Annotated in this window: 17 protein-coding genes and 2 pseudogenes; 16 read left to right on the top strand and 3 right to left on the bottom strand. The window is 62.2% G+C overall.

Features of this window, described 5'->3' with window-relative positions; genetic code table 11:
* Positions 1–89: 89 nt before the first annotated feature.
* The 13 genes from NKH16_RS00825 (at position 90) to lpxB (ending at position 13,207) form a co-directional block, all read left to right on the top strand.
* Positions 90–518: a nuclear transport factor 2 family protein gene (locus tag NKH16_RS00825; protein WP_352624878.1), complete on the top strand. Its 429-nt coding sequence runs from the start codon at positions 90–92 to the stop codon at positions 516–518.
* Between the two features lie 54 nt (positions 519–572).
* Positions 573–1,679, top strand: coding sequence for an aldo/keto reductase (locus NKH16_RS00830; RefSeq protein WP_352821611.1), 1,107 nt, complete (start codon positions 573–575; stop codon positions 1,677–1,679).
* A 132-nt stretch (positions 1,680–1,811) separates the two neighbouring features.
* A complete protein-coding gene (gene pyrH / locus NKH16_RS00835; protein WP_023674934.1) occupies positions 1,812–2,534 on the top strand; it encodes a UMP kinase in 723 nt (240 codons plus the stop codon).
* Positions 2,535–2,625: 91 nt separating this feature from the next.
* A complete protein-coding gene (frr, locus tag NKH16_RS00840) occupies positions 2,626–3,180 on the top strand; it encodes a ribosome recycling factor (RefSeq protein ID WP_084640965.1) in 555 nt (184 codons plus the stop codon).
* 32 nt (positions 3,181–3,212) lie between these two features.
* Entirely contained in the window at positions 3,213–3,935 is a 723-nt protein-coding gene (locus NKH16_RS00845) for an isoprenyl transferase (protein ID WP_352742700.1), read from the top strand.
* A gap of 3 nt (positions 3,936–3,938) precedes the next feature.
* Positions 3,939–4,772 carry a phosphatidate cytidylyltransferase gene (locus tag NKH16_RS00850; RefSeq protein WP_352742702.1) on the top strand — a complete coding sequence of 278 codons (834 nt, stop codon included), beginning with the start codon at positions 3,939–3,941 and terminating at the stop codon, positions 4,770–4,772.
* 104 nt (positions 4,773–4,876) lie between these two features.
* The gene (rseP, locus tag NKH16_RS00855; RefSeq protein ID WP_352448821.1) at positions 4,877–6,019 is read left to right on the top strand and encodes an RIP metalloprotease RseP; all 1,143 of its coding nucleotides are present in this window, start codon (positions 4,877–4,879) and stop codon (positions 6,017–6,019) included.
* A 217-nt stretch (positions 6,020–6,236) separates the two neighbouring features.
* The gene (gene bamA / locus NKH16_RS00860) at positions 6,237–8,600 is read left to right on the top strand and encodes an outer membrane protein assembly factor BamA (RefSeq protein WP_352474279.1); all 2,364 of its coding nucleotides are present in this window, start codon (positions 6,237–6,239) and stop codon (positions 8,598–8,600) included.
* A 179-nt stretch (positions 8,601–8,779) separates the two neighbouring features.
* Positions 8,780–9,838, top strand: coding sequence for a UDP-3-O-(3-hydroxymyristoyl)glucosamine N-acyltransferase (gene lpxD / locus NKH16_RS00865; protein WP_352742705.1), 1,059 nt, complete (start codon positions 8,780–8,782; stop codon positions 9,836–9,838).
* Positions 9,831–10,295 carry a 3-hydroxyacyl-ACP dehydratase FabZ gene (gene fabZ / locus NKH16_RS00870; protein WP_023674942.1) on the top strand — a complete coding sequence of 155 codons (465 nt, stop codon included), beginning with the start codon at positions 9,831–9,833 and terminating at the stop codon, positions 10,293–10,295. Before lpxD ends, fabZ begins: the two co-directional genes overlap by 8 nt.
* A 13-nt stretch (positions 10,296–10,308) precedes the next feature.
* Positions 10,309–11,142, top strand: a complete 834-nt coding sequence (lpxA, locus tag NKH16_RS00875) for an acyl-ACP--UDP-N-acetylglucosamine O-acyltransferase (RefSeq protein WP_352742707.1) — start codon at positions 10,309–10,311, stop codon at positions 11,140–11,142.
* Positions 11,143–11,148: 6 nt separating this feature from the next.
* Positions 11,149–12,051: an LpxI family protein gene (locus NKH16_RS00880; protein ID WP_352448825.1), complete on the top strand. Its 903-nt coding sequence runs from the start codon at positions 11,149–11,151 to the stop codon at positions 12,049–12,051.
* Positions 12,041–13,207 carry a lipid-A-disaccharide synthase gene (gene lpxB, locus NKH16_RS00885; RefSeq protein WP_352897965.1) on the top strand — a complete coding sequence of 389 codons (1,167 nt, stop codon included), beginning with the start codon at positions 12,041–12,043 and terminating at the stop codon, positions 13,205–13,207. Before NKH16_RS00880 ends, lpxB begins: the two co-directional genes overlap by 11 nt.
* Positions 13,208–13,334: 127 nt before the next feature.
* Here lpxB and gltA read toward each other — a convergent pair whose 3' ends face one another.
* Positions 13,335–14,663 carry a citrate synthase gene (gltA, locus tag NKH16_RS00890; protein ID WP_023674946.1) on the bottom strand — a complete coding sequence of 443 codons (1,329 nt, stop codon included), beginning with the start codon at positions 14,661–14,663 and terminating at the stop codon, positions 13,335–13,337.
* 179 nt (positions 14,664–14,842) lie between these two features.
* A complete protein-coding gene (gltX, locus tag NKH16_RS00895; protein WP_352742711.1) occupies positions 14,843–16,264 on the bottom strand; it encodes a glutamate--tRNA ligase in 1,422 nt (473 codons plus the stop codon).
* A gap of 96 nt (positions 16,265–16,360) precedes the next feature.
* Between gltX and NKH16_RS00900 the strand changes: the two are divergent.
* Positions 16,361–18,825, top strand: a pseudogene (locus NKH16_RS00900) (ComEC/Rec2 family competence protein).
* Here the strand turns inward: NKH16_RS00900 and lexA are convergent.
* A complete protein-coding gene (lexA, locus tag NKH16_RS00905) occupies positions 18,819–19,553 on the bottom strand; it encodes a transcriptional repressor LexA (RefSeq protein ID WP_352448829.1) in 735 nt (244 codons plus the stop codon). The pseudogene NKH16_RS00900 and the gene lexA overlap by 7 nt on opposite strands.
* A gap of 446 nt (positions 19,554–19,999) precedes the next feature.
* On the opposite strand from lexA, the pseudogene kynU reads away from it, so the two are divergent.
* Together kynU and NKH16_RS00915 are read left to right on the top strand one after the other, a co-directional pair.
* A pseudogene (gene kynU, locus NKH16_RS00910) lies at positions 20,000–21,246 on the top strand (kynureninase).
* A gap of 95 nt (positions 21,247–21,341) precedes the next feature.
* Complete coding sequence (locus NKH16_RS00915; RefSeq protein ID WP_352742715.1) at positions 21,342–22,172, top strand: hormone-sensitive lipase; 831 nt, start codon at positions 21,342–21,344, stop codon at positions 22,170–22,172.
* Positions 22,173–22,176: the final 4 nt, after the last annotated feature.

A 22,176-nucleotide genomic window follows, 5' to 3' on the forward strand; every position in this document is an offset into this window, starting at 1 on the left:
TCGGATAATGCAATCTTATCGGTGGGGAAAGGAGGTCGCATCTTTGGCTGCATCACACGGCAATCGCCGAGCAGCCAAGGAGACGTCTAATGACCGACCTCGATTCCGAACGAACCCGTAATCTCGAGACCGTGCGTAAATTCTTTGATCTGATGCACCGCAAGGACATTGAGGCATGGGGCGACCTTTGGGCTGAAGATGGCCGGATACTTGTCTTCTACCCGCCGGCAGGATTTGGAAACAGCATCGATGGTAAGGCCGCGATCCTGGCGGCCTTCCGAGGCCTCTTCGGTAATTTCGAATCCTTCGATTCGCAGCTGACAGCCATCTATCCGGCAGCGGATTCGGACGCGATCGTCGTCGAGTACAAGAACCGCGCGGTGCTGATCGGCGGCACTGAATACACCAACAGCAATATCGCGATTTTCCACTTCAAGAGCGGTCTGATCAGCGCCTACCACGATTATTTCGATCCGCGCCGCTTCCAGGTGGTGGTCGATGCGCTGGCCAAGGCCTGACTGCGTATCCCAGGCAAGACCTCAATCCCGCTTTTCAAACTTCAGGAGAAATCCATGACCATGTCCTACTACACGCTCGGCAACAGCGGGCTGCGTGTCACCCGCCTGGCGCTCGGCACCATGACGTTCGGCACGGAATGGGGCTGGGGCGCGGAGAAGGAAACCGCGCGCGCCTTGGTTGATGCCTATGTCGAAGCCGGTGGCAATTTCTTCGATACCGCCGATCTCTATACCGGTGGCACGGCCGAAACCTGGCTCGGCGAATTCATCGCCGAGCGTGGGCTGCGCGACAAGGCGGTGATCAGTACCAAATTCACCTACAACGCCGAACCGGGCAACCCGAACGCCGGGGGCAACGGCCGCAAGAACATCCTGCGAGCAGTAGACGGTTCGCTGAAGCGGCTCGGCACCGACTACATCGACCTCTACATCCTCCATACCTGGGACAGGCTGACGCCGCCGGAGGAGGTGATGCGGACGCTGGACGATCTGGTGCGCGCCGGAAAGATCCGGCATGTCGGTCTATCCGACGTGCCGGCCTGGTACGCAAGCCGGGCGCAGGCCGTCGCCGAGCATCGCGGCTATGAACCGGTTTCGGCGCTTCAGCTCGAATATTCGCTGGCCGAGCGCAACATCGAGCACGAGTTCGTGCCGTTCGGCACGCGCTATGGCGCCGGAATCATGGTCTGGAGTCCATTGGCCAGCGGCCTGCTCAGCGGAAAATACCGTTTCGATACAATCGTCGAGGATGGTGGCCGGCTGGAGACAATGCGTGGTTCGACCAACCCCGGTTTCCAGAAATTCACCGATCGCAACTGGCAAATCGTCGCCGAACTGGAGAGGGTTGCCGGCCAGCTCGGCCGCAGCATGGCCCAGGTCGCCCTGAACTGGACGGCAAACAGGCCAGGCATTGCGTCCGTCATCGTCGGCGCCACCAGGCTTGACCAGCTCAAGGACAATCTCGGCGCGCTTGATTTCGACATTCCCGAAGATCTTCGGGCACGGCTCGATGCGGTGAGCCGGCCGGTCACGCCCTTTCCGTATTCATTCTTCGGCCCTGAAATACAAGGCGGCCTGACCGGTGGGCAGGCGGTTGGCGGTAAGCCGGCAAGCTATCTGCCGGATCTGCTCATGCGAGGCACTTTTGCCGGCGTGAGCTGACGGCTATCCCGGTCCACGATCTCAACTTTCCGGCTCGGGCGCCGCGTGACATCGCGGTGCCCTTCGTGTATCGGAACGCCCAGTGTTTCGGGGCGCACCGAAACGCGTCACACGCACGATGACGAGGACCAGATGACGGTGAAGCCCCTCTACCGACGTGTCTTGCTGAAAGCGTCGGGCGAAGCGTTGATGGGCGAGCAGCATTTCGGCATCGACGTATCGGTGGTCGACCGCATCGCCGCCGACATCGCCGAGGCCCGCGCATTGGGCATCGAAGTCGGTGTCGTCATAGGCGGCGGCAACATCTTCCGTGGCGTCGCGGTTGCGTCAAAAGGCGGAGACCGCGTCACCGGCGACCATATGGGCATGCTCGCCACGGTTATCAATTCGCTCGCGCTGCGCACCTCGCTCAACAAGATCGGCGTCGACGCCGTGGTGCTGTCGGCGATCGCCATGCCCGAGCTTTGCGAAAGTTTTTCGCAGCGTCAGGCGACCGCCTACATGAACCAGGGCAAGGTCGTCATCTTCGCCGGCGGCACCGGCAATCCGTTCTTCACCACCGATTCGGCTGCAGCCCTTCGCGCCGCCGAGATCGGCGCCGATGCTCTGTTCAAGGGCACCCAGGTCGATGGTGTCTATTCGGCTGATCCCAAGAAGGACCCGCATGCGACACGTTTCGAGCGGATCAGCCATGACGAAGTCATCAAACGCGGGCTTTCGATCATGGATACGGCGGCGATTGCACTTGCGCGCGAAAACAACATTCCGATAATCGTCTATTCGATCCACGAGAAGGGTGGCTTCGGCGATATCCTGAGGGGCGGCGGCCGTTGCACGGTTGTCGCAGACGATTGACCGGACCATGAACCCGAAAGGGACCGGTTGCGGATGAGGCTCGAACAGGGCCTAAGCAGTGAACCCGGGTTAACGGGTCGAGGAGACGATGATGAGTGGCGAGTACGACGATCTCAAACGGCGCATGGACGGGGCGATCGCCGCGTTCAAGCATGATCTGGCTTCGCTGCGCACCGGCCGCGCGTCGAGCAACCTGCTCGATGCCGTCCAGGTGCAGGCCTATGGCACCACCATGCCGATCAACCAGGTGGCAACAGTGTCGGTGCCGGAACCGCGCATGATTTCGGTTTCGGTCTGGGACAAGTCGATGGTCAGCGCAGTCGACCGCGCCATCCGTGAAGCCAATCTCGGCTTCAATCCTATCGTCGACGGTACCAATCTCAGGATTCCGCTGCCCGAGCTCAACGAACAGCGCCGCAAGGAACTGGTCAAGATCTCGCACGGTTATGCCGAGAATGCCCGCGTCGCCGCACGCCACGTTCGCCGGGACGGCATGGACTTTCTGAAAAAGGCGGAAAAGGACGGCGACATCAGTGAGGACGACCACCGCAAACGGGCCGACCAGGTTCAGAAACTGACCGACGAGACAATCAGCACCATCGACCACCTGCTTTCCGACAAGGAAGCGGAAATCATGCAGGTCTAGGGTCTGGCCACGCCTGGCCCGGAAGCGAGAATATGGCAACGCCCGCGCATGTCGCGATCATCATGGACGGAAACGGACGCTGGGCCAAGGCGCGCGGCTTACCGCGGCTGGCCGGTCACCGCGCCGGCGTCGAGGCGCTGCGCAAGACAGTGCGCGCCGCCCCCCGCCTCGGCATCTCCTTCCTGACCGTCTACGCTTTTTCGTCGGAAAACTGGTCACGGCCGAAATCCGAAGTCAGCGACCTCATGGGCCTGCTTAAACTTTTCATCCGACGTGACCTCGCCGAGCTGCACCAGAGTGGGGTGCGGATCAGGGTCATCGGTGACAGGGCAGGGCTGCAGCCCGACATAAGGGGGCTGCTCGAGGAAGCCGAAACGCTCACTCTCGGCAACGAGGCGCTGACACTGGTCATTGCCTTCAATTACGGCGGGCGCGACGAGATCGTGCGCACCGCGCGCAAGCTCGCAGCGGCGGTGGCGCGCGGTGAGATCGAGAGCGAGGCGATCACGGCCGATTCCTTTGCCAGCTCGCTCGATACAGAGGGCATTCCGGACCCGGAACTGGTCATCCGCACCAGCGGCGAGCTTCGGCTGTCCAACTTCCTGTTATGGCAGGCCGCCTATAGCGAACTCGTTTTCCTGCCTTGCTACTGGCCCGACTTCAGTCGCGAGCACCTGTCCGATGCACTGCGCGATTTCGCCGGCCGCGAGCGCCGCTTCGGCGGACTTGCCGCCCAAGATGTCGCCTCAGGCTGAGGAATGAGCAACCTCCAACTCCGGGTCATTTCGGCCGTCGTGCTTGCCATCGTCACGCTTGCCCTGACCTGGCTCGGCGGACTGTCCTTCCGGTTGCTTTGCGCCGCCATGGCGGCGGTGATCTTCTACGAGTGGACGCGGATGAGCCGCCCCGTTGCCCCGGCAGGTGCTGGTGCTACGGCAGGTCTCGGCTTTCTGCCCGAGGCGCTGATCGTGGTCTTTATTGGTGCCCTCGTCGCCGGCCTGCCTGCGTCTTTGCTGCTGCCGCTCGTCGCGGCTCTGGTTGCTGTCACTGCCGTCGCTTCTTCCATGCGCAGGGCAGGACCGTGGGAAGCATCCGGCCTTGCCTATGCGGCCGTGTCCGGCTTGTCGCTGGCCTTCTTGCGTGACGGCGACCATTCAGGGCTGCTGGCCATTCTGTTCCTATTCGCCGTGGTTTGGGCGACCGATATCTTTGCCTATTTCGTCGGCCGCTCCATCGGTGGTCCAAGGCTGGCGCCGTCGATCTCGCCGGGCAAGACGCGGAGCGGGGCGCTCGGTGGGGTGGTCGGCGGCGTAGTGGCCGGGCTGCTTCTGGCCGCCGTAGCCGGAACGGGCAACCTCGTCGTGCTTGGCGTGGTCGCACTGGTGCTTTCGATTGTCGCGCAGGCCGGCGACCTGTTCGAATCATGGGTCAAGCGATGCCACGGCCGTAAAGATTCCGGCACGCTGATACCCGGCCATGGCGGCATCATGGATCGGGTAGATGGGCTTGTTGCGGCGGCTTTCGCCCTATACGTCATCGCCTGGATTTCCGCTACCGCCGACCATCCGGCACAGGGGCTGTTTCCGGTTTGAACGGCATCGTCAGTGGGCCGGCGCGGGGCTGCGTCATGGATTCGCCTGGATTGATGTCACAGTCGCGGCGTGATCTGTGCCGTGGATGAATTTGAGGGCATGAATTGAACGAGATTTTTCACGCGGTTTTCAGCACAGAGGGCTTTGTCCTCGGCACGCTGGTGCCTTTCCTGTTCGTGCTGACCGTGGTCGTTTTTGTCCACGAAATGGGCCATTACCTCGTCGGGCGCTGGTGCGGTATCGGCGCAAAAGCCTTTTCGATCGGTTTCGGCCCAGAGATCATCGGCTTCAACGATAGCCGCGGCACGCGCTGGAAGCTTTGCGCCATACCGCTCGGCGGCTACGTCAAGTTCGTCGGCGACATGAACGCGACGTCGAGCCAGCCCAGCTCGGAGGAGATCGAGGCGCTGAGCGACGAAGAACGCAAGGTTGCCTTCCACACGCAGCCGATCTGGAAGCGGGCGGCGACCGTCGTGGCGGGGCCGCTGTTCAACTTCCTGCTGACGATCGCCGTCTTTGCCGTGCTGTTTTCCGTCCACGGCCGGCCCGTGCTGGAGCCGATGGTGGCTGAGGTCACCGTCGGCAGTCCGGCCGCCGCGGCCGGCATTATGCCCGGCGACCGATTCGTCAGCGTCGACGGCAGCAAGGTCGAGACCTTTGCCGACGTCCAGCGTCTGGTCTCTGGCCGCGCCGGCGACAGCATCACCTTCGTCATGCTACGCGGCGGCAAGGAAATCACCGTCACGGCGACGCCGCGCTTGATGGAACAACAAGACGCACTGGGCAACAAGGTCCAGGTGGCCGTGATCGGCGTCGTCAACAACAAGGAACTCGGCCAGCCACGGCTGATCACCTATAGTCCGGCCGGGGCGGTCGGGGCAGCGGTCCAGGAAACCGGACACGTCATCCAGCGTACCGGCCAGTTCCTGCAACGTTTCGTTGTCGGTCGCGAGGACAAGTGCCAGCTGGGCGGCCCCATCAAGATCGCCAAGATGTCGGGTCAGGCGGCAAAGCTCGGCTTTGAATGGCTCGTGCAGCTTGTTGCATTCCTGTCAGTCGGGATAGGGATTCTCAACCTTTTGCCGATTCCCCCCCTCGACGGAGGGCATCTTCTGTTCTACGGCGTGGAGGCTGTCATCCGGCGGCCGGTGTCCGAACGCATGATGGAAATGGCTTACCGAAGCGGCCTCATATTGGTGCTCGGGTTCATGGGCTTTGTTTTCTGGAACGATCTGTTTGGGTGCTGAAATCATGAAGGAATTTGGCTTCGGCACGAGCAATGTTGAGACGCCGTTTACCATGCGTGGGGATATGCGTGACGCGAAAGCCACGCCGCAGGGTTAAGTAAATACAAATTAACCAGAAGCCTTGCGTGTAGGGAAAATCCGGTTAATACGGTAGGGGAAATTACCGCACGTCCGGTTTTCTCGCCGTGGGGACTTCGAGAAAAGGTACAAAAGCCCGATGAAGGCAGCATCCAAGTTTCTGAGCGCCGCGTCCGCGGTGGCTATGTCCGCCGCTCTGGTTGTACCAGGCGCGCTCGCAGTGCAGTTCGTTGCCACATCGGCCGCCGAGGCGGCTGTCGTCTCCAGAGTCGAAGTCACCGGCAATCAGCGTGTCGACGCGGACACCATCCGCAATTACGTGACGATCAAGCCAGGGAAGGCGTTTTCCAGTTCGGATATCGACGATGCGGTCAAGGCGCTGTTTGGCACCGGGCTGTTTTCGGATGTGCAGATCAACCAGGTCGGATCGACGCTGGTCATCAAGGTGTCCGAATACCAGGTCGTCAACCAGGTGCTGTTCCAGGGCAACAAGAAGCTCAAGGACAACGCGCTTGAGGCCGCGGTGCAATTGAAGCCGCGCGGCACCTTCTCGCAACAGCAGCTCGATGCCGATGTCGAGGCGGTCAAGGCCGCATACCGGCGTATCGGCCGCGACGATGCCGCCGTGACCACCCAGATCATGGATCTCGGCGACAACCGGGTAAACGTGGTCTTCAACATCAACGAAGGCGGCCGCACCCAGATCGCAGCGATCAATTTCGTCGGCAACAGCGCCTATTCGAGCCGCCGGCTGTCGGACATCATCTCCACCAAGCGTTCGTCCTTCCTGTCGTTCGTGCTGCGCGACGACGTTTATGACGAGGACAAGCTGCGCGCCGACCAGGAGCTGCTGCGCCGCTTCTATTATAATCACGGCTATGCCGACTTCCAGGTCGTCTCGGCTGTCGGCGAACTCGACGACACCACCAACAAATACACCGTCACCATCACGGTACAGGAGGGCGAGCGTTATACGTTCGGGGATGTCAGCGTCGAAAGCACGATCCCCGAGGTCGACGCCAAGTCACTTGAATCGGTGGTCGAGACCCACAAGGGCGATGTCTACAACGCCAAGAACGTCGAGGACACGATCATCGCCTTGACCGAAAAGGTCGCTGGATCCGGCTATGCCTTCGCCCAGGTGACGCCGCGCGGCGACCGCAACTTCGAGAACCACACGATCTCGGTCGTCTATACGGTCGATCAGGGGACCAAGGCCTATATCGAGCGCATCGAGATTCGCGGCAACGATCGGACGCGCGACTACGTCATTCGCCGCGAGTTCGATGTCAGCGAAGGCGATGCTTTCAATCAGGTGCTCATCCAGCGCGCGAAGAGGCGGCTGGAAGCGCTCGATTATTTTGAAAAAGTCGAAATTTCCACCGTTCCGGGTTCTGAGCCGGACCAGGTTGTTCTGGTGGTGGATGTGGTCGAGAAATCGACCGGTGAGTTCACGGTCGGCGCCGGTTATTCGAGCGGCGGTGAAACGTCAGGTCCGTCCGTCGAAGGTTCCGTCAGTGAGCGCAACTTCCTCGGTCGCGGCCAATTCATCAAGGTGGCGGCGGGCGGTGGCAAGAACTCGCGCGACTACAGCTTCTCTTTCACCGAACCCTATTTCCTCGGCCGCCGGATCGCGGCCGGCTTCGACATCTACAAGCAGAGCCGAAACTACGACCATTACGACAGCGACACGACAGGCGCGACCGTCCGCTTCGGTCTGCCGATCACCGACAATATCTCAACGCAGCTGGCTTATAATATTGCGCAAGAGAAGTACGAGTTCGACGAGGGCTGCGTTCCCGTTATCAATGGTGGCACCTGCGACGTCTCCCAGGCGATCGTAAACGGCGTTGAAGAGAGCCCATGGCTCAAGTCCTCGGTCAGCCTCGGCCTGATCTACAATACCATCGACGACATGAAGAACCCGCATGACGGTATTTATGCCAATGTCGGCACCGAAGTGGCTGGCGTCGGCGGCGATGCCAAGTTCATCAAGGTCACGGCGCGCGGCAGCATTTATCAGACGCTGTCCGAACAATTGGACCTGGTGGGCCTCATTTCGGGCGGCGCCGGCCATGTCCAAGGCTATGGCAACGGCGATCTGCGCGTCTTCGACCATTTCCAGAGCAGCGACCGTATGATCCGCGGTTTCGAATACGGCGGCATCGGCCCGGTTGCTTCGGACAACAGCAATGACCATCTCGGCGGCACCACCTACTTCAATGCCTCGGCGGAAGCTCAGTTCCCGCTGCCGGTCATCCCCGAAAGCTTCGGTTTGCGTGGCGCTGTGTTCGCCGATGCGGCAACGCTCTACGGCAGCAAAATCGCAAGTGGCCTTGTCAATTCTTCGACAACCGGCATGGAATGGCGCGCTTCCGTCGGTGTCGGTTTGATGTGGGCATCGCCTTTCGGCCCGATCCGCATCGACTATGCGATCCCGGTCAAGAAGGAAAAGACCGACGACGTGCAGGAATTCAACTTCGGCATATCGACCCGCTTCTGATGTGCGGGCAATGATGCTTCCGGCTCGTTTGGATCCGGATGGCAGTGATCCGACACTACAGCGCAGCGCGTCCTATCGGACGCGCAAAGGACGTTGTAGCATTTTGATTTGCGCATGATCCTTTCCGAGGGTCGATTTCCGATTTTCGGGTCATGCGCTAGCTGGATATTGCTTCTGGAATGACCGATCCGGTGTTCTTCGCGCCCTCACGCCGGTATACGGCCGGCGAAGTCGCGAATCTGACCGGCTCGACGCTTGTTGATTCCGGTCTCTCCGACGTATCGATCGAGGCTCTGGCGCCCGCCAACGAAGGCGGCGAGAACGCCCTTGTCTTCGTCGATGGCAGGCGCAATTTCGCCCTGATGCAGTCACTGCGGGCGGCGGCGGTTCTCTGCCCTGCCGAATTTGCCGGCAAGGCGCCGGCGGGCATCGCGGTGCTGGTGCATCCGCGCCCGCAGCAGGCCTTCGCAATGGTCGGGCGTCTGCTTTTTCCGGCGGCTGCAACGCCTGGACCGATGACCGGCGAAACCGGTATCTCGCCGCACGCCCATATCGATGCGACCGCCCATGTCGAGGCCGGCGCGATCATCGAAGCGGGTGCGATCATCGGACCTCGCGCTGCCATCGGCAGCGGGACCGTCATTGCCCCGCATGCGGTCATCGGTCCGTCTTCGCAGATTGGCCGCGACGGCTATGTCGGTCCAAGTGCCAGCGTGCAATATGCGTTGATTGGCAATCGCGTCATCATCCATGGCGGTGCCAGGATCGGCCAGGATGGCTTCGGTTTCGTGGCCGGCGCCAAGGGTCCGGAGCGGGTTCCGCAGATCGGCCGCGTCATCATCCAGGACGACGTCGAGATCGGGTCGAATACGACCGTCGATCGCGGCGCCATGTCCGACACGATCATCGGCCAGGGCACCAAGATCGACAATCTGGTGCAGATCGCGCACAACGTTCGCATCGGCCGCAATTGCATAATAGCCGGGCTTTCGGGTATTTCCGGTTCCGTGACGGTAGGCGACAACGTCACCATGGGTGGCGGTGTCGGCCTTGCGGATCATTTGACCATCGGGTCCGGGGCCAAGCTTGCGGCAAGAAGCGGGTTTATGAGCAATGTGCCTGCCGGTGAGATTTGGGGAGGATATCCGGCGCAGCCGATGGCGGAAGCCATGCGCGAGATAGCGGCCTTGCGCAGACTTGCACGGACGCGCAAACAGGGTGAGGGGGGAAATGGCTGACATCGCAGCGGCGACGCTCGAAGCGGTTGACATAATGCGGCTGATGAAGCTCCTGCCGCACCGCTATCCGTTCTTGATGATCGACCGTATTGTCGACATAGATGGCGACGAATCCGCCATCGGCATCAAGAACGTCACCATAAACGAGCCGCATTTCCAAGGTCATTTCCCCGACCAGCCGGTCATGCCCGGCGTGCTGATCATCGAGGCGATGGCGCAGACGGCCGGCGCGATCTGCATCCGCAGCCTTGGTACGGAAAAGCCGTCGCTGGTTTATTTCCTGACCATCGACAATGCCAAGTTCCGCAAGCCGGTCGTTCCAGGCGACCAGCTGAAAATTCATGTGAAGAAAATCAAGAAACGCGGCAATCTTCTCAAATTCGCTTGCGAGGCCCTCGTCGATGGCGCCAAGGCGGCGGAAGCCGAGATCTCGGCGATGATGGTCGCAAGCGGCTGACAAACGAATGCTAATGAAAATCCAGACAGTCATCCATCCATCCTCGGTCATCGAGGCAGGCGCCCAAATCGGCGAAGGCGCCCGCATCGGGCCCTTCTGTCACGTCGGCCCAAACGCCGTGATCGGCGACCGCGTCGAACTGGTCAGCCATGTCTCGGTGATTGGCGCGACCACGATCGGTGCATCGACCAAGGTCTATCCGATGGCGATACTGGGCGGGCCGCCGCAGAACACCAAGCACAAGGGCGGCCGTACCACGCTGGTGATCGGCGAGAACTGCACGATCCGCGAAGGTGTCACCATGCATGTCGGCACCGATTCCAGCCGCGGCGAGACGACGATCGGCGACAACGGCAATTTCCTTGCCTATGCCCATATTGCCCATGACTGCGTGGTCGGCAAGAACGCCACCTTCGCCAATCAAGCGACGTTAGGCGGGCATTGCGAAGTCGGTGACAATGTCTACATCGGCGGCCTTACCGCAGTTCATCAGTTTGTCCGCATCGGCGATAACGCCTTTCTCGGCGGTTGCTCGGCGATCGTCGGCGACGTCATTCCTTACGCCATCGCCGTTGGCAACCGTGCCAGCCTTCGCGGCCTCAACATCATTGGCCTGAAGCGCGCCGGCCTGCCGCGTTCGGAGATCCACTTGCTGCGCAAAGCCTACAAGACGATCTTCGATCGCTCCCGGACCGTCGGCGAAAACATCGAATTTGCCAAGGCGGAATTCGCCTCGTCGCCGACTGCCATGAAGATCGTCGACTTCATCGCCGGTCGCGGCAAGCGGCACTACGCCGTGCCGTCCCTCAAGGGTAGCGACGGCGACGATACCGATGATGAAGACTGAGGGCAGATGACGAAGATTGAGGCTGCCGGAAAAGGCCTTGATCTCGCGCCAGATGCCAAGGTCGGCATCATCGCCGGCGGCGGCAGTCTCCCGGTCGAAATTGCCCGAGCGCTCGCCCGGCAAGGCAAATTGCCCTTCGTCGTGATGGCGGCCGGCGAGGTCGATCGCATAGCCGATTTCGAGCCCTATGAGCAGGCAACCTTGAGGCTGGAAGACGTCGGCTCGCTGCTGCCGATCCTTAAGCGGCACCACGTCACGCATCTCGTAACCGCGGGTCATATCACGCGCCGCCCCAGGCTGAGCGCCATGCGCCTCAATTTGGGCCTGCTCGCGTGGCTACCCAGCCTCTTCGTCGGTGTAACCCGGGGGGACGATACGGTGCTGAAACTGTTCGTGCGCAGGATCGAGCGCAGCGGCATCAAGGTCGTCGGCGCTCACGAGATCGTGCCGGAGCTGGTCGCCGCCGAAGGCCTGCTGACCAAGGCGGCGCCACGCAAATCCGACTGGCGTGACATCGAGGCGGCGCACGCGGCGGCAAAAGCCATCGGCGCGCTGGATATCGGCCAAGCGGCTGTTGCGGTCGGCGGCCGCGCCATTGCGTTGGAAGGCGTCGAAGGCACCGACGGGCTGCTCGAGCGGACAAGGGAGTTGCGCGGGCACGGCAGGCTGGCCGGCGGGAGCCGCGGTGTTCTGGTCAAATGCGCCAAGCCCGGTCAGGAACTGCGTGCCGATCTGCCCTCCATCGGCCCGCTGACAGTCGAGGCCGCGCATGCCGCCGGACTGGCCGGCATTGCCGTCGAAGCCGGTCGCTCGCTAGTGCTCGAAGGTCCCGCCACCATCGGACGTGCCAATGCGCTCGGCCTGTTCGTGATCGGCCTGCCTGCTGCGGAGCCGGCGCATGGCGAATGAGCGGCCGTTGAAGATAGCCATCGTCGCCGGCGAGGAGTCCGGCGACCTGCTTGGCGCCGACCTTGTGCAGGCGCTCAAGCGCATGACCGGGCGCGAAGTTCGGCTTGTCGGCATCGGCGGCCGCCATTTGCAGGCGCTCGGCCTGGCGCCATTGTTCGACGGCAGCGAGATCGCACTGATCGGGCTTAGCGCCATCCTGCGCGACCTGCCGCGCTTGATACGGCGGATCGGCCAGACGGCTAACGCGATTGCCGGTGAAAAGCCCGATTGCCTTATCACCATCGACAGTCCGGACTTCTCGCTGCGCGTCGCCAAGAAGGTGCGTGCCGCCGATCCGACTATCCCGATCGTCCACTATGTCTGCCCGAGCGTGTGGGCTTGGCGGCCGGGCAGGGCGGCGGCGATGAAGCCATATGTCGATCACATTCTTTGCATCCTGCCGTTCGAGGTGAAGGAACTCGCTCGCCTGGGCGGGCCGCCCGGCACCTATGTCGGGCATCGCCTTACACACGATCCGGGCATAGTCAGTGCCGCAAGGGCGCAGGCGCAGCCGCGTAACCTCGCCGCTGACCGTGTGAAAACGTTGCTTGTATTGCCCGGTTCGCGTCGCGGCGAGGTGCGGCGCCTGGTTGGGCCGTTCGGCGAAACGCTGTCGATCCTGCGGGCGCGCGGGCACCGCTTGCGCCTGCTGTTGCCGACGGTGCCGCACGTCGCCGACCTGGTCAGGACCTCGGTCGCGAGCTGGGACGAGAAGCCGGAGATCATCCTTGATGCCGAACGCAAATGGCAGGCCTTCGGCAAGGCGGATGCGGCGCTGATCGCGTCGGGGACGGTATCGCTGGAACTGGCACTGGCGGGTGTGCCAATGATCTCCTGCTACCGGCTCGATCCGGTCATGCGCATGGCGCAGCCGCTGATCAAAGTATGGAGCGCAGCCTTGCCCAATCTCATTGCCGACCGGCCGGTTGTGCCGGAACACTACAATCAATATGTGCGGCCGCATTATCTGGCGCGGCAGTTGGAAGCGCTGTGCTCCGATACCGCCTACCGCACCTGGCAGAAGCATGGTTTTGCCGACATTGCCGGGCGTATGGCAACCGCCAAGCCGTCAGGCGAGATTGCCGCGGGGGTGGTGATGGGGATGGTGAGGAAGTGAGTGAATTATGAATTGTGAATAGTGAATTGTGAATAGCGGTTTCTATGGACAGGGAGCGACGCTTCGCTACTCCCATTCACCATTCACCATTCACCATTCACCATTCACCATTCACCATTCACCACCTTCACCGCTTCGCGATTGGCACGTAGTCCCGTTCCGGCGCGCCGGTATAGAGCTGGCGCGGGCGACCGATCTTCTGGTGCGGATCCTCGATCATCTCCTTCCACTGCGCGATCCAGCCGACGGTGCGGGCGACCGCGAACAGCACGGTGAACATGGTGGTGGGAAAGCCCAGCGCCTTCAGCGTGATGCCGGAATAGAAATCGACGTTCGGATAGAGCTTCTTCTCGATGAAATAGGAATCGGTCAGTGCGATCCTTTCCAGCTCCATGGCGATGTCGAGCAGTGGATCGTCCTTGATGCCGAGCTCGCCCAGGACCTCGTGCGCGGTCTTCTGCATGATCTTGGCGCGCGGATCGTAATTCTTGTAAACGCGGTGGCCAAATCCCATCAATCGGAACGGATCGTTCTTATCCTTGGCGCGCGCAATGAATTCCGGGATGTGATCGACATGACCGATCTCGCCCAGCATGTTCAGGGCTGCCTCGTTGGCGCCGCCATGTGCGGGACCCCACAGGCAGGCGATGCCGGCAGCGATACAGGCAAAAGGATTGGCGCCCGACGAGCCGGCCAGGCGGACGGTCGAAGTCGAGGCGTTCTGTTCGTGATCGGCGTGCAGGATGAAGATGCGCTCCATCGCGCGGGCCAGCACCGGATTGATCTTGTATTCCTCGCAAGGCACGGCGAAGCACATATGCAGGAAATTGGCTGCGAAATTCAGCTCGTTCTTCGGGTAAATGAATGGCTGGCCGATGTGGTATTTATAGGCCATCGCCGCGATCGTCGGCATCTTGGCGATCAGCCGCATTGACGCGACCATGCGTTGATAGGGGTCCGAGATATCGGTGGAATCGTGATAGAAGGCCGACAGCGCGCCGACCACGCCGCACATCACCGCCATCGGATGCGCATCACGGCGGAAGCCGGTGAAAAAGCGCGACATCTGCTCATGCACCATGGTGTGGCGCGTCACCCGGTAGTCGAAATCGTCCTTCTGCGCCTTGGTCGGGAGTTCACCATAGAGCAAGAGATAGCAGACTTCGAGGAAGTCGCCGTGCTCGGCCAATTGGTCGATCGGGTAGCCGCGGTGCAAAAGAATGCCGGCATCGCCATCGATGAAGGTGATTTCCGATTCGCAGCTCGCCGTCGACGTAAAACCGGGATCGTAGGTAAAGACGCCGGCGGTGTTGTAGAGCGAACCGATGTCGATGACGTCAGGTCCTACCGAACCACTTCGTATCTTGAATTCATGGGTTTTGCCGCCGAGTTCCAGCTTGGCCGTCGATGCCTGGGTTTTGCCGCCAAATTCCATTTTTGTCGCAGGTTCGGTCATAGCAAACTCCTTTTTGTTTCCTCAGGCCGGCAAAGGCAAAATATCTGAACCCAACACGTCAAAAGCATCGGAATACGCACATTTGCGCCCGCAATTGAATCTGCGCGGCAGATTAGGCCAAGACCCAATGTTGCACTGCGAAACACACCTTTCAATGCCAATCTTCTTGGGCCAGTTTGCTAATCGATTTGATCAGCGATCCGCGCCAGGCTTTCCTCGCGGCCAAGCACGGCAAGCACATCAAAGACACCTGGCGAGGTACTTTTGCCGGTGAGCGCGGCGCGCAAAGGTTGGGCCACGGCGCCGAGTTTATGGCTGGCGGCCTGCGCATAGTCGCGGATCGCGGCTTCGGCTGAGGCGGCAGACCACTCCGAAACCGTGGCTAGTGCCGCATGAGCGCCCCGCAGGATCGCGCGCGCCTCACCGCTGAGCAGCGCCGCCGCCTTCTCGTCGACCGGCAGCGGCCGCTCGACGAAAAGGAATGCAGCCCCTTCAACAAGTTCGACCAGCGTCTTGGCGCGCTCCTTCAGGCCCGGCAAAGCGGCAAGCAGTTGCGCCCTGCGTCTGTCGTCGAGGCGCGCGGCGATTGCCGGGCCGCCTTCAAGATAGGGCAGAGTGGCGATGAAGATGTCGAGCAGCGCCGCGTCGTTCATCCGGCGCATATGCACGCCGTTAAGCGCCTCGAGCTTGGCGAAGTCGAAACGGGCGGCGCCCTTGTTGACGTCGCCAATGTCGAACCATGCAATCATGTCGGCGATCGACATGATCTCATCGTCGCCGTGGCTCCAGCCAAGCCTCGCAAGATAGTTGAGCAGCGCCTCCGGCAGGTAGCCCATGGCGCGATAGGCTTCGACGCCAAGCGCACCGTGCCGCTTCGACAGCTTGGCGCCGTCGGCACCGTGGATCAGCGGGATATGCGACATCGACGGCACCTTCCAGCCCATGGCCTGATAGATTACGGTCTGGCGTGCGGCGTTGGTCAAATGATCGTCGCCGCGGATGATGTGGGTGATGCCCATGTCGTGATCGTCGACGACGACGGCATGCATGTAGGTGGGATTGCCGTCCGAGCGCAGAATAATGAAATCGTCGAGATCCTTGTTGGGAAAGCGCACGTCGCCCTGGACGCGGTCATGCACCACCGTCTCGCCGTCTGTCGGCGCCTTGATGCGGATCGCCCCCTTGGCGCCGGGCGGCGCCTCCGACGGGTCGCGGTCGCGCCAGCGTCCATCATAGCGGGGAGGCAGCCCCTTGGCGCGTGCGCTCTCGCGCATTGCCTCTAGTTCGGCAGGCGTCGCATAACAATAATAGGCCTTGCCCATACGAACGAGCTCCTCGGCCACCTCGCGATGGCGCGGCGCACGCTCGAACTGCGAGACAGGCGCGCCGTCCCAGGTGAGTCCGAGCCAGGAAAGCCCGTCGAGAATGGCTGCCGTCGCCGCATCCGTCGACCGCTCACGGTCGGTATCCTCGATGCGCAGCAGCATCGTGCCGCCCGTGTGCTTGGCGTACAGCCAGTTGAACAGCGCCGTGCGCGCGCCGCCAATGTGCAGATAGCCGGTGGGCGAGGGGGCAAAACGGGTGACGACCTTATCGGGCATGGAACTCTCAGGCGGGCGAAGGAAGTGGGTTTGCGGACTTTCGCGCGTTGCGCGTTCATGTAGCATAGGAGGTCGAGGGCGCAAGGGGCAGACCCGATGGCTGTGCGAGGCCGTGGTGCGGGCAAGGGCGAGGACGTTGGCAGCGGCGTCAGCGAACGCTTGCTGTTTGCCGCTCCCCCGCCCGTCCTGCCGGCACCGGCATTGCTACCTGCTCCGCGCTTCGATGCTCCGTCGCTGCCGGCCAGCGACCCAGCAGCGGTTCTCGTGCCCGCGGGCGAGCCCATCGTACGCCTGCCCAGGCGTTTCCGCCTCCCGTCACCGTCCCGTATCCGCAACAGCGTAACCACGGCAGCCGGCCTGGAACTCGACCGCGGCATCGCCTTCCTGCTGGTGCCGGTGTTCCTCGCATGCGGGGTGGTCGTTTATTTCGGGCTGTCGGTGGAGCCGGCCTTTCCACAGCCGATCGCAATCGCGCTCCTCGCGACCCTTTGTGCCGTCGTCTCGCGGTCATGGCCCAGGACGCGCCTGTGCTTCATGGTGGCGCTGCTCTGCGCGCTTGGCGTACTTGCCGCCAAGTTCGAGACATGGCGTGTCGGAACGCATATGCTCGGCTCCGAAATCTCGACGCGGCTGACGGGTCGCGTCGTATCGTACGAGCCCATGGCGAGCGGCCGCATCAGGCTGACAATCGATGTGATCTCAACGGCCAGGCCGACACTGCGCTACATGCCGGAACGGGTCCGCGTTTCGGCGATGAAGATACCGGCTGAGCTGACCGCCGGTTCCGAGATCACGGGCTATGTGCGGCTGCTGCCGCCGACCGGCCCGGTGCGGCCCGACAGCTATGATTTCTCCTTCGACAGCTATTTCGCCGGTATCGGCGGCAGCGGCTTTTTTCTCGGCAATCCGAAAGTCGTGTCGTCGGGCAGCATGCCGCTTGCCGCGCAGCTTTCTTCCGCGATCGAAGACGCGCGCGAATCCATCGCCGACCATATCCGCAGCCGCATCGGCGGTGCCGAGGGCGAGATTGCTGCTGCGCTGATCGTCGGCGTGCGCGCCGGCATTCCCGAGGAGATCAACGAAGCGATGCGGCGCACCGGCATCTACCACATCATCTCCATCTCGGGGCTGCATATGGCGTTGGTCGCCGGCACCATCATGGCGCTGCTGCGGGGTGCCTTCGCGCTGTTTCCCGATTTCTCATCGCGACGGCCGGTCAAGAAATATGCCGCGGCCGCCGCGCTTTTTTCGATTGCGGCCTACCTCGTCTTTTCCGGCATTGTCGTGGCGGCCGAACGCAGCTTCATCATGCTGGCGGTGATGCTTATCGCCGTGCTGTTCGACCGGGCCGCGCTCACCATGCGCAACCTGGCGATCTCGGCCATCGCGGTCATCCTGGTGTCGCCGCACGAGGTGGTCGGTCCGAGTTTCCAGATGTCCTTCGCCGCGACGGCGGCCCTTGTCGGCGCCTAGCAGGCTGGTCCGATTACCGCGCCGGCAGGGCCACCATGCCGCCGCCGCGGCTGTCGCCGCTACGCTTTGCCACGCGAAAGGTCCTGCTGGGCATGTGCGGTCTGGCGATGACCTCGATCATTGCAGGGAGCGCCACGGCGCTTTTCGCCATATGGCATTTCCAGCGCGTGGCGCCGCTCAGCCTGTTCGCCAATCTGGCCATCATGCCCATCGTGTCACTGGTCGTCATGCCCTTCGCCGTTCTCAGCGCGCTGGCGATGCCGTTCGGTGCGGATGGCCCTTTCCTCTATGTCATGGGCAAGGGGCTGACGGCGATGATCGCCCTGTCCGGGTGGATCTCGGAGCGCTCGCCGATCGATGCGGTCGGGCTGATTTCGCTGAGATCCGTCCTTCTGGTGACGATCGCCCTCGTCATTGCCAGCATGGCGACGACCTGGTTGCGGCTGGCGGCACTTCCTTTTGCGCTCGCCGGCTTGCTGACGACAACGCAGACACGCATACCCGACGTATTGGTCTCGGAGGACGCACGGCTGGTCGCGCTGCCGATCGGCAGCGGTGAACTCGCGGTCAACCGGGCACGCCCGAATGAGTTCACCATCGACAACTGGAAACGCGCGCTCACATCAGAGGCTATCGTCGCGCCGGAAACACCTGGACAGAACGACCCGCAATTCGACATTGCCGATCCGGCCGACCTACCGCCGGGCATGCCGTTCATTTGCACGGACGGCCTCTGCCTTGCCAGGCATCCATCCGGCGCGATCATCGCGCAAGCCAAGGACCGCGATACTGCGCGGCCAGCCTGCGCCTTTGCCAGCTTGATCGTCATCGACGACGCCACCGCCCATAACCCCTGCTACTACGACCGGCTGGTCCTCGTCGTCACCAAACGGCAACTGGCGCGCGCGGGAAGTGCCGCCGTCTACTTCGATCCACAAGCGGCAACGCGCGCCGAAATCCGTTTCGCGGTCGAAAAATCATACCGGCCCTGGCACGTGCAGCGGAAATTTTCACGCGCGGCACGGGGCCTGCCGCCATACCGCAGGGCCGACAACCCCAAAGCCGGCGCCAAGGGCGGGGCTCAGTAGCGGCGGATCAGTCCGACGAGCTTGCCCTGCACCTTGACCCTGTCTGGTCCGAAGATGCGCGTCTCGTAGGCCGGATTGGCGGCTTCCAGGGCGATCGAGGCGCCCTTGCGGCGGAACCGCTTCAGCGTCGCTTCCTCCTCGTCGACCAGTGCCACCACGATCTCACCGGGGCTCGCCGTATCGGCATTGCGGATGATCACCGTGTCGCCGTCGAAAATGCCGGCCTCGATCATCGAATCGCCTTTGACCTCGAGCGCATAATGCTCGCCGCCCATGATCATATCCGGCGGCACCGAAATCGAATGCGTCTGGTGCTGGATGGCGTCGATCGGCACACCGGCGGCGATGCGGCCCATCACCGGGATCGAAACGGCGGCGACGACATCGTCGTCATTTCCGGCTGCGGGCACGCGCGACGATGTCGGCTTGCCTTGCCGAGGACCGCCTTGCCCAAGACTGCCCTGGATGACACTCGGCGAGAACTTGCGTGCCGCATTGAGGCCGGGGGCGATCGAGTCAGGCAGGCGCAGCACCTCCAGCGCACGGGCCCGGTTGGGCAAACGGCGAATGAAGCCGCGCTCCTCCAGCGCCGTAATCAGCCGGTGGATTCCGGATTTGGAAGCCAGGTCGAGCGCTTCCTTCATCTCGTCGAAGGAAGGCGGGATACCGCTTTCCTTCAACCTTTCGTGGATGAACATAAGCAGTTCGTGTTGTTTGCGTGTCAGCATAGCGACCCCCAACAGAATCAGAAAAACAAACCCAGAACAAACACTATCTGTTCCAGTTGTGTTCCGCAACTGTTTAAAGTTTAATGAATGCGTTAAGGCTCGGGAAACAAACGACGTCCCCTACCGGCGTATCGCATTTTCACCGCCGCGAGCCTCATCGCCTTGATTCTGCTTTCGTTTGCGCCCTTCTGGCATCCTAGAAGGCGGCACTGGCATCGGCCGTCGGTCGGCAAAAGGCACGGAATTGAACCCGTATCGACTGTACGGTTTGGTCAATGCACCGTGAACGAAACGAACTCAAAACGCCAACCTCGGGTTAAGTCCCGGTTTCCACCGCCTGGTCAGGCTGCTTCTCGCCGGTGGAGCCTTGCTGCGCGCAACCAGGTAATGGAAGAACAGTCGATGCGTGTCCGGCGTTGCGTTGGATCCTGGGGAGCAGACAAATCATGACAGGAATTCCCGATCTCGTGGCCATAAAGGCGATGGATGCCGCGGATCCGCTGCGCGCGATGCGCGACCGCTTTGTGTTGCCGCAAGGAGTGATCTATCTCGACGGCAATTCGCTAGGAGCTGCTTCACGTGCCGCTTTCGATGAACTGCACAAGGCCGCGACCGAAGAATGGTCACATGATCTCATCCGCGCATGGAACACGGCCGGCTGGTTCAACATGCCGCTTGAACTTGGCGACCAGCTCGGGCGCCTGATCGGTGCCGCGGCCGGCCAGACGGTGGTCTGCGACACGACATCGGCTAACATCTACAAGCTGCTGCACGCCGCCATGGCCATGCGACCGGAGCGGCAGGTCATCGTCGCCGAGGGCGATAGTTTTCCGACGGACCTCTACATGGCCGAGGGTGTGGTTTCGACGCGAAAAGATACGCTGCTGCGCCTCTCGGGGGTCGACGCGCCGACCATCGAAGAGCTGATCGACGAACGCACCGCCGTGGTGCTGGTCAACCACGTCAACTATAAGTCGGGCGAACTGCGCGACATGCCGGCGCTGACGCGCAGGGCTCAGGAAGCCGGGGCGATGATCGTCTGGGATCTCTGCCACACCCCCGGCGCGATGCCAGTCGAGCTCGACAAGGCAAACGCCGATTTTGCCGTTGGCTGCACCTACAAATATCTGAATGGCGGCCCGGGCGCGCCTGCCTTCATCTATGCGGCTGAGCGGCATCTTTCCTACATCCAGCAGCCGCTCACCGGCTGGTGGGGCCATGCACGGCCCTTCGCCTTCGAGCCAGGCTATGCGGCCGGCACCGGCATCCGCCGGTTTCTGTGCGGCACGCAGCCGGTCCTGTCGATGCGCACGCTGAAGGGCGCGCTCGACATCTGGAACGATGTCGACATGACGGCGGTGCGCAAGAAGAGCATCGCGCTGGCGGATCTGTTCATCGAGCTTGTCGAGGCAAAGTGCGGCACTTACGGGCTCACGCTCGAAAGCACGCGCGATGGGGAAAACGCGGCAGCCAGATTTCATTCATGCATGAGTATGGCTACCAGGTCATGCGCGCGCTGATCGAACGTGGCGTGATTGGCGATTTTCGCGCGCCATTGACCATGCGCTTCGGCTTCACCCCGCTCTATGTCGGCTATGCCGATGTCTGGCAGGCCGTCAAAGTGCTTGAGGACATCCTGCGCACCGGTGCGTGGAAGGATGCGCGCTTCGCCATCAAAGCAGCTGTCACTTGAGATTGATGCGAGAGCTGGAATCGTGAGGCTGGCGACGACGCGCCGCGCGATGCTCACGGCTACGTTGCAAGGCCATATTGCCAGGGAGGCGCAGGGTGTTCGAACGTCACATTGCCGATTGGGACAACGCCTATGCCAACAGCGCCAACATAGCCGGCAGCGATCGGTGGCCGGCGGCCTGGATCGAGCCCGCGCGGGTTTTCCGCGACGTGCTTTCGACCGAGGGCAGGGCGCGGCTCGACATGGCCTATGGCGACAACCCACGCAACCGGCTCGATCTTTTCCTGCCGGCCATCAAGCCCAAGGGACTCGTGGTGTTCGTTCATGGCGGCTACTGGATGGAATTCAACAAGAATTTCTGGTCGCATCTTGCCACTGGCTCTGTTGATCGCGGCTATGCGGTGGCGATGCCGTCCTACACGCTCTGTCCGCAGATACGCATTGGCGGCATCGTCAAGGAAGTCGGCGCGGCGATCGGCAAGGCGGCGGCGATGGTCGCAGGGCCGCTAATGCTGACCGGGCACTCGGCCGGCGGCCATCTTGTTAGCCGGATGGTTACGGCGACGACGCCGCTGGCGCCCGAAGTGGTCCGGCGCGTTCGTCATGTGGTGTCGATCTCGGGGGTGCACGATTTGCGCCCGATCATGCGCACCGGCATGAACGAGACGCTGGCGATCGATGAGGCCGAGGCGCAGGCCGAAAGCCCAGTGCTGCTGCGCCCGATGGACAAGGCCCGCCTGACCTGCTGGGCCGGCGGCGGCGAGCGCGCCGAATTCCTGCGTCAGAGCGCGTTGCTGGCCAACATCTGGATCGGCCTGGGTACCGCGACCAGCTTGGTGGTCGAGCCTGACCGGCATCATTTCAACATCATCGACGGTTTGGCCGATCCAGATCACCCGCTGACCCGGACCTTGATTTCGGAGTGAGGCA

Source organism: Mesorhizobium sp. M1307 (genome assembly GCF_040318155.1).
GTDB lineage: Bacteria > Pseudomonadota > Alphaproteobacteria > Rhizobiales > Rhizobiaceae > Mesorhizobium.

Excerpts from the sequence above, each read along its gene's own strand:
- NKH16_RS00850 (WP_352742702.1), top strand. The coding sequence starts at position 3,939 with ATGAGCAACCTCCAACTCCGGGTCATTTCGGCCGTCGTGCTTGCCATC.
- NKH16_RS00830 (WP_352821611.1), top strand. The coding sequence starts at position 573 with ATGACCATGTCCTACTACACGCTCGGCAACAGCGGGCTGCGTGTCACC.
- lpxA (WP_352742707.1), top strand. The coding sequence starts at position 10,309 with ATGAAAATCCAGACAGTCATCCATCCATCCTCGGTCATCGAGGCAGGC.
- pyrH (WP_023674934.1), top strand. The coding sequence starts at position 1,812 with ATGACGGTGAAGCCCCTCTACCGACGTGTCTTGCTGAAAGCGTCGGGC.
- lpxD (WP_352742705.1), top strand. The coding sequence starts at position 8,780 with ATGACCGATCCGGTGTTCTTCGCGCCCTCACGCCGGTATACGGCCGGC.
- lexA (WP_352448829.1), bottom strand. The coding sequence starts at position 19,553 with ATGCTGACACGCAAACAACACGAACTGCTTATGTTCATCCACGAAAGG.
- gltX (WP_352742711.1), bottom strand. The coding sequence starts at position 16,264 with ATGCCCGATAAGGTCGTCACCCGTTTTGCCCCCTCGCCCACCGGCTAT.
- fabZ (WP_023674942.1), top strand. The coding sequence starts at position 9,831 with ATGGCTGACATCGCAGCGGCGACGCTCGAAGCGGTTGACATAATGCGG.
- bamA (WP_352474279.1), top strand. The coding sequence starts at position 6,237 with ATGAAGGCAGCATCCAAGTTTCTGAGCGCCGCGTCCGCGGTGGCTATG.
- frr (WP_084640965.1), top strand. The coding sequence starts at position 2,626 with ATGAGTGGCGAGTACGACGATCTCAAACGGCGCATGGACGGGGCGATC.
- gltA (WP_023674946.1), bottom strand. The coding sequence starts at position 14,663 with ATGACCGAACCTGCGACAAAAATGGAATTTGGCGGCAAAACCCAGGCA.
- NKH16_RS00880 (WP_352448825.1), top strand. The coding sequence starts at position 11,149 with ATGACGAAGATTGAGGCTGCCGGAAAAGGCCTTGATCTCGCGCCAGAT.
- NKH16_RS00845 (WP_352742700.1), top strand. The coding sequence starts at position 3,213 with ATGGCAACGCCCGCGCATGTCGCGATCATCATGGACGGAAACGGACGC.
- NKH16_RS00825 (WP_352624878.1), top strand. The coding sequence starts at position 90 with ATGACCGACCTCGATTCCGAACGAACCCGTAATCTCGAGACCGTGCGT.
- lpxB (WP_352897965.1), top strand. The coding sequence starts at position 12,041 with ATGGCGAATGAGCGGCCGTTGAAGATAGCCATCGTCGCCGGCGAGGAG.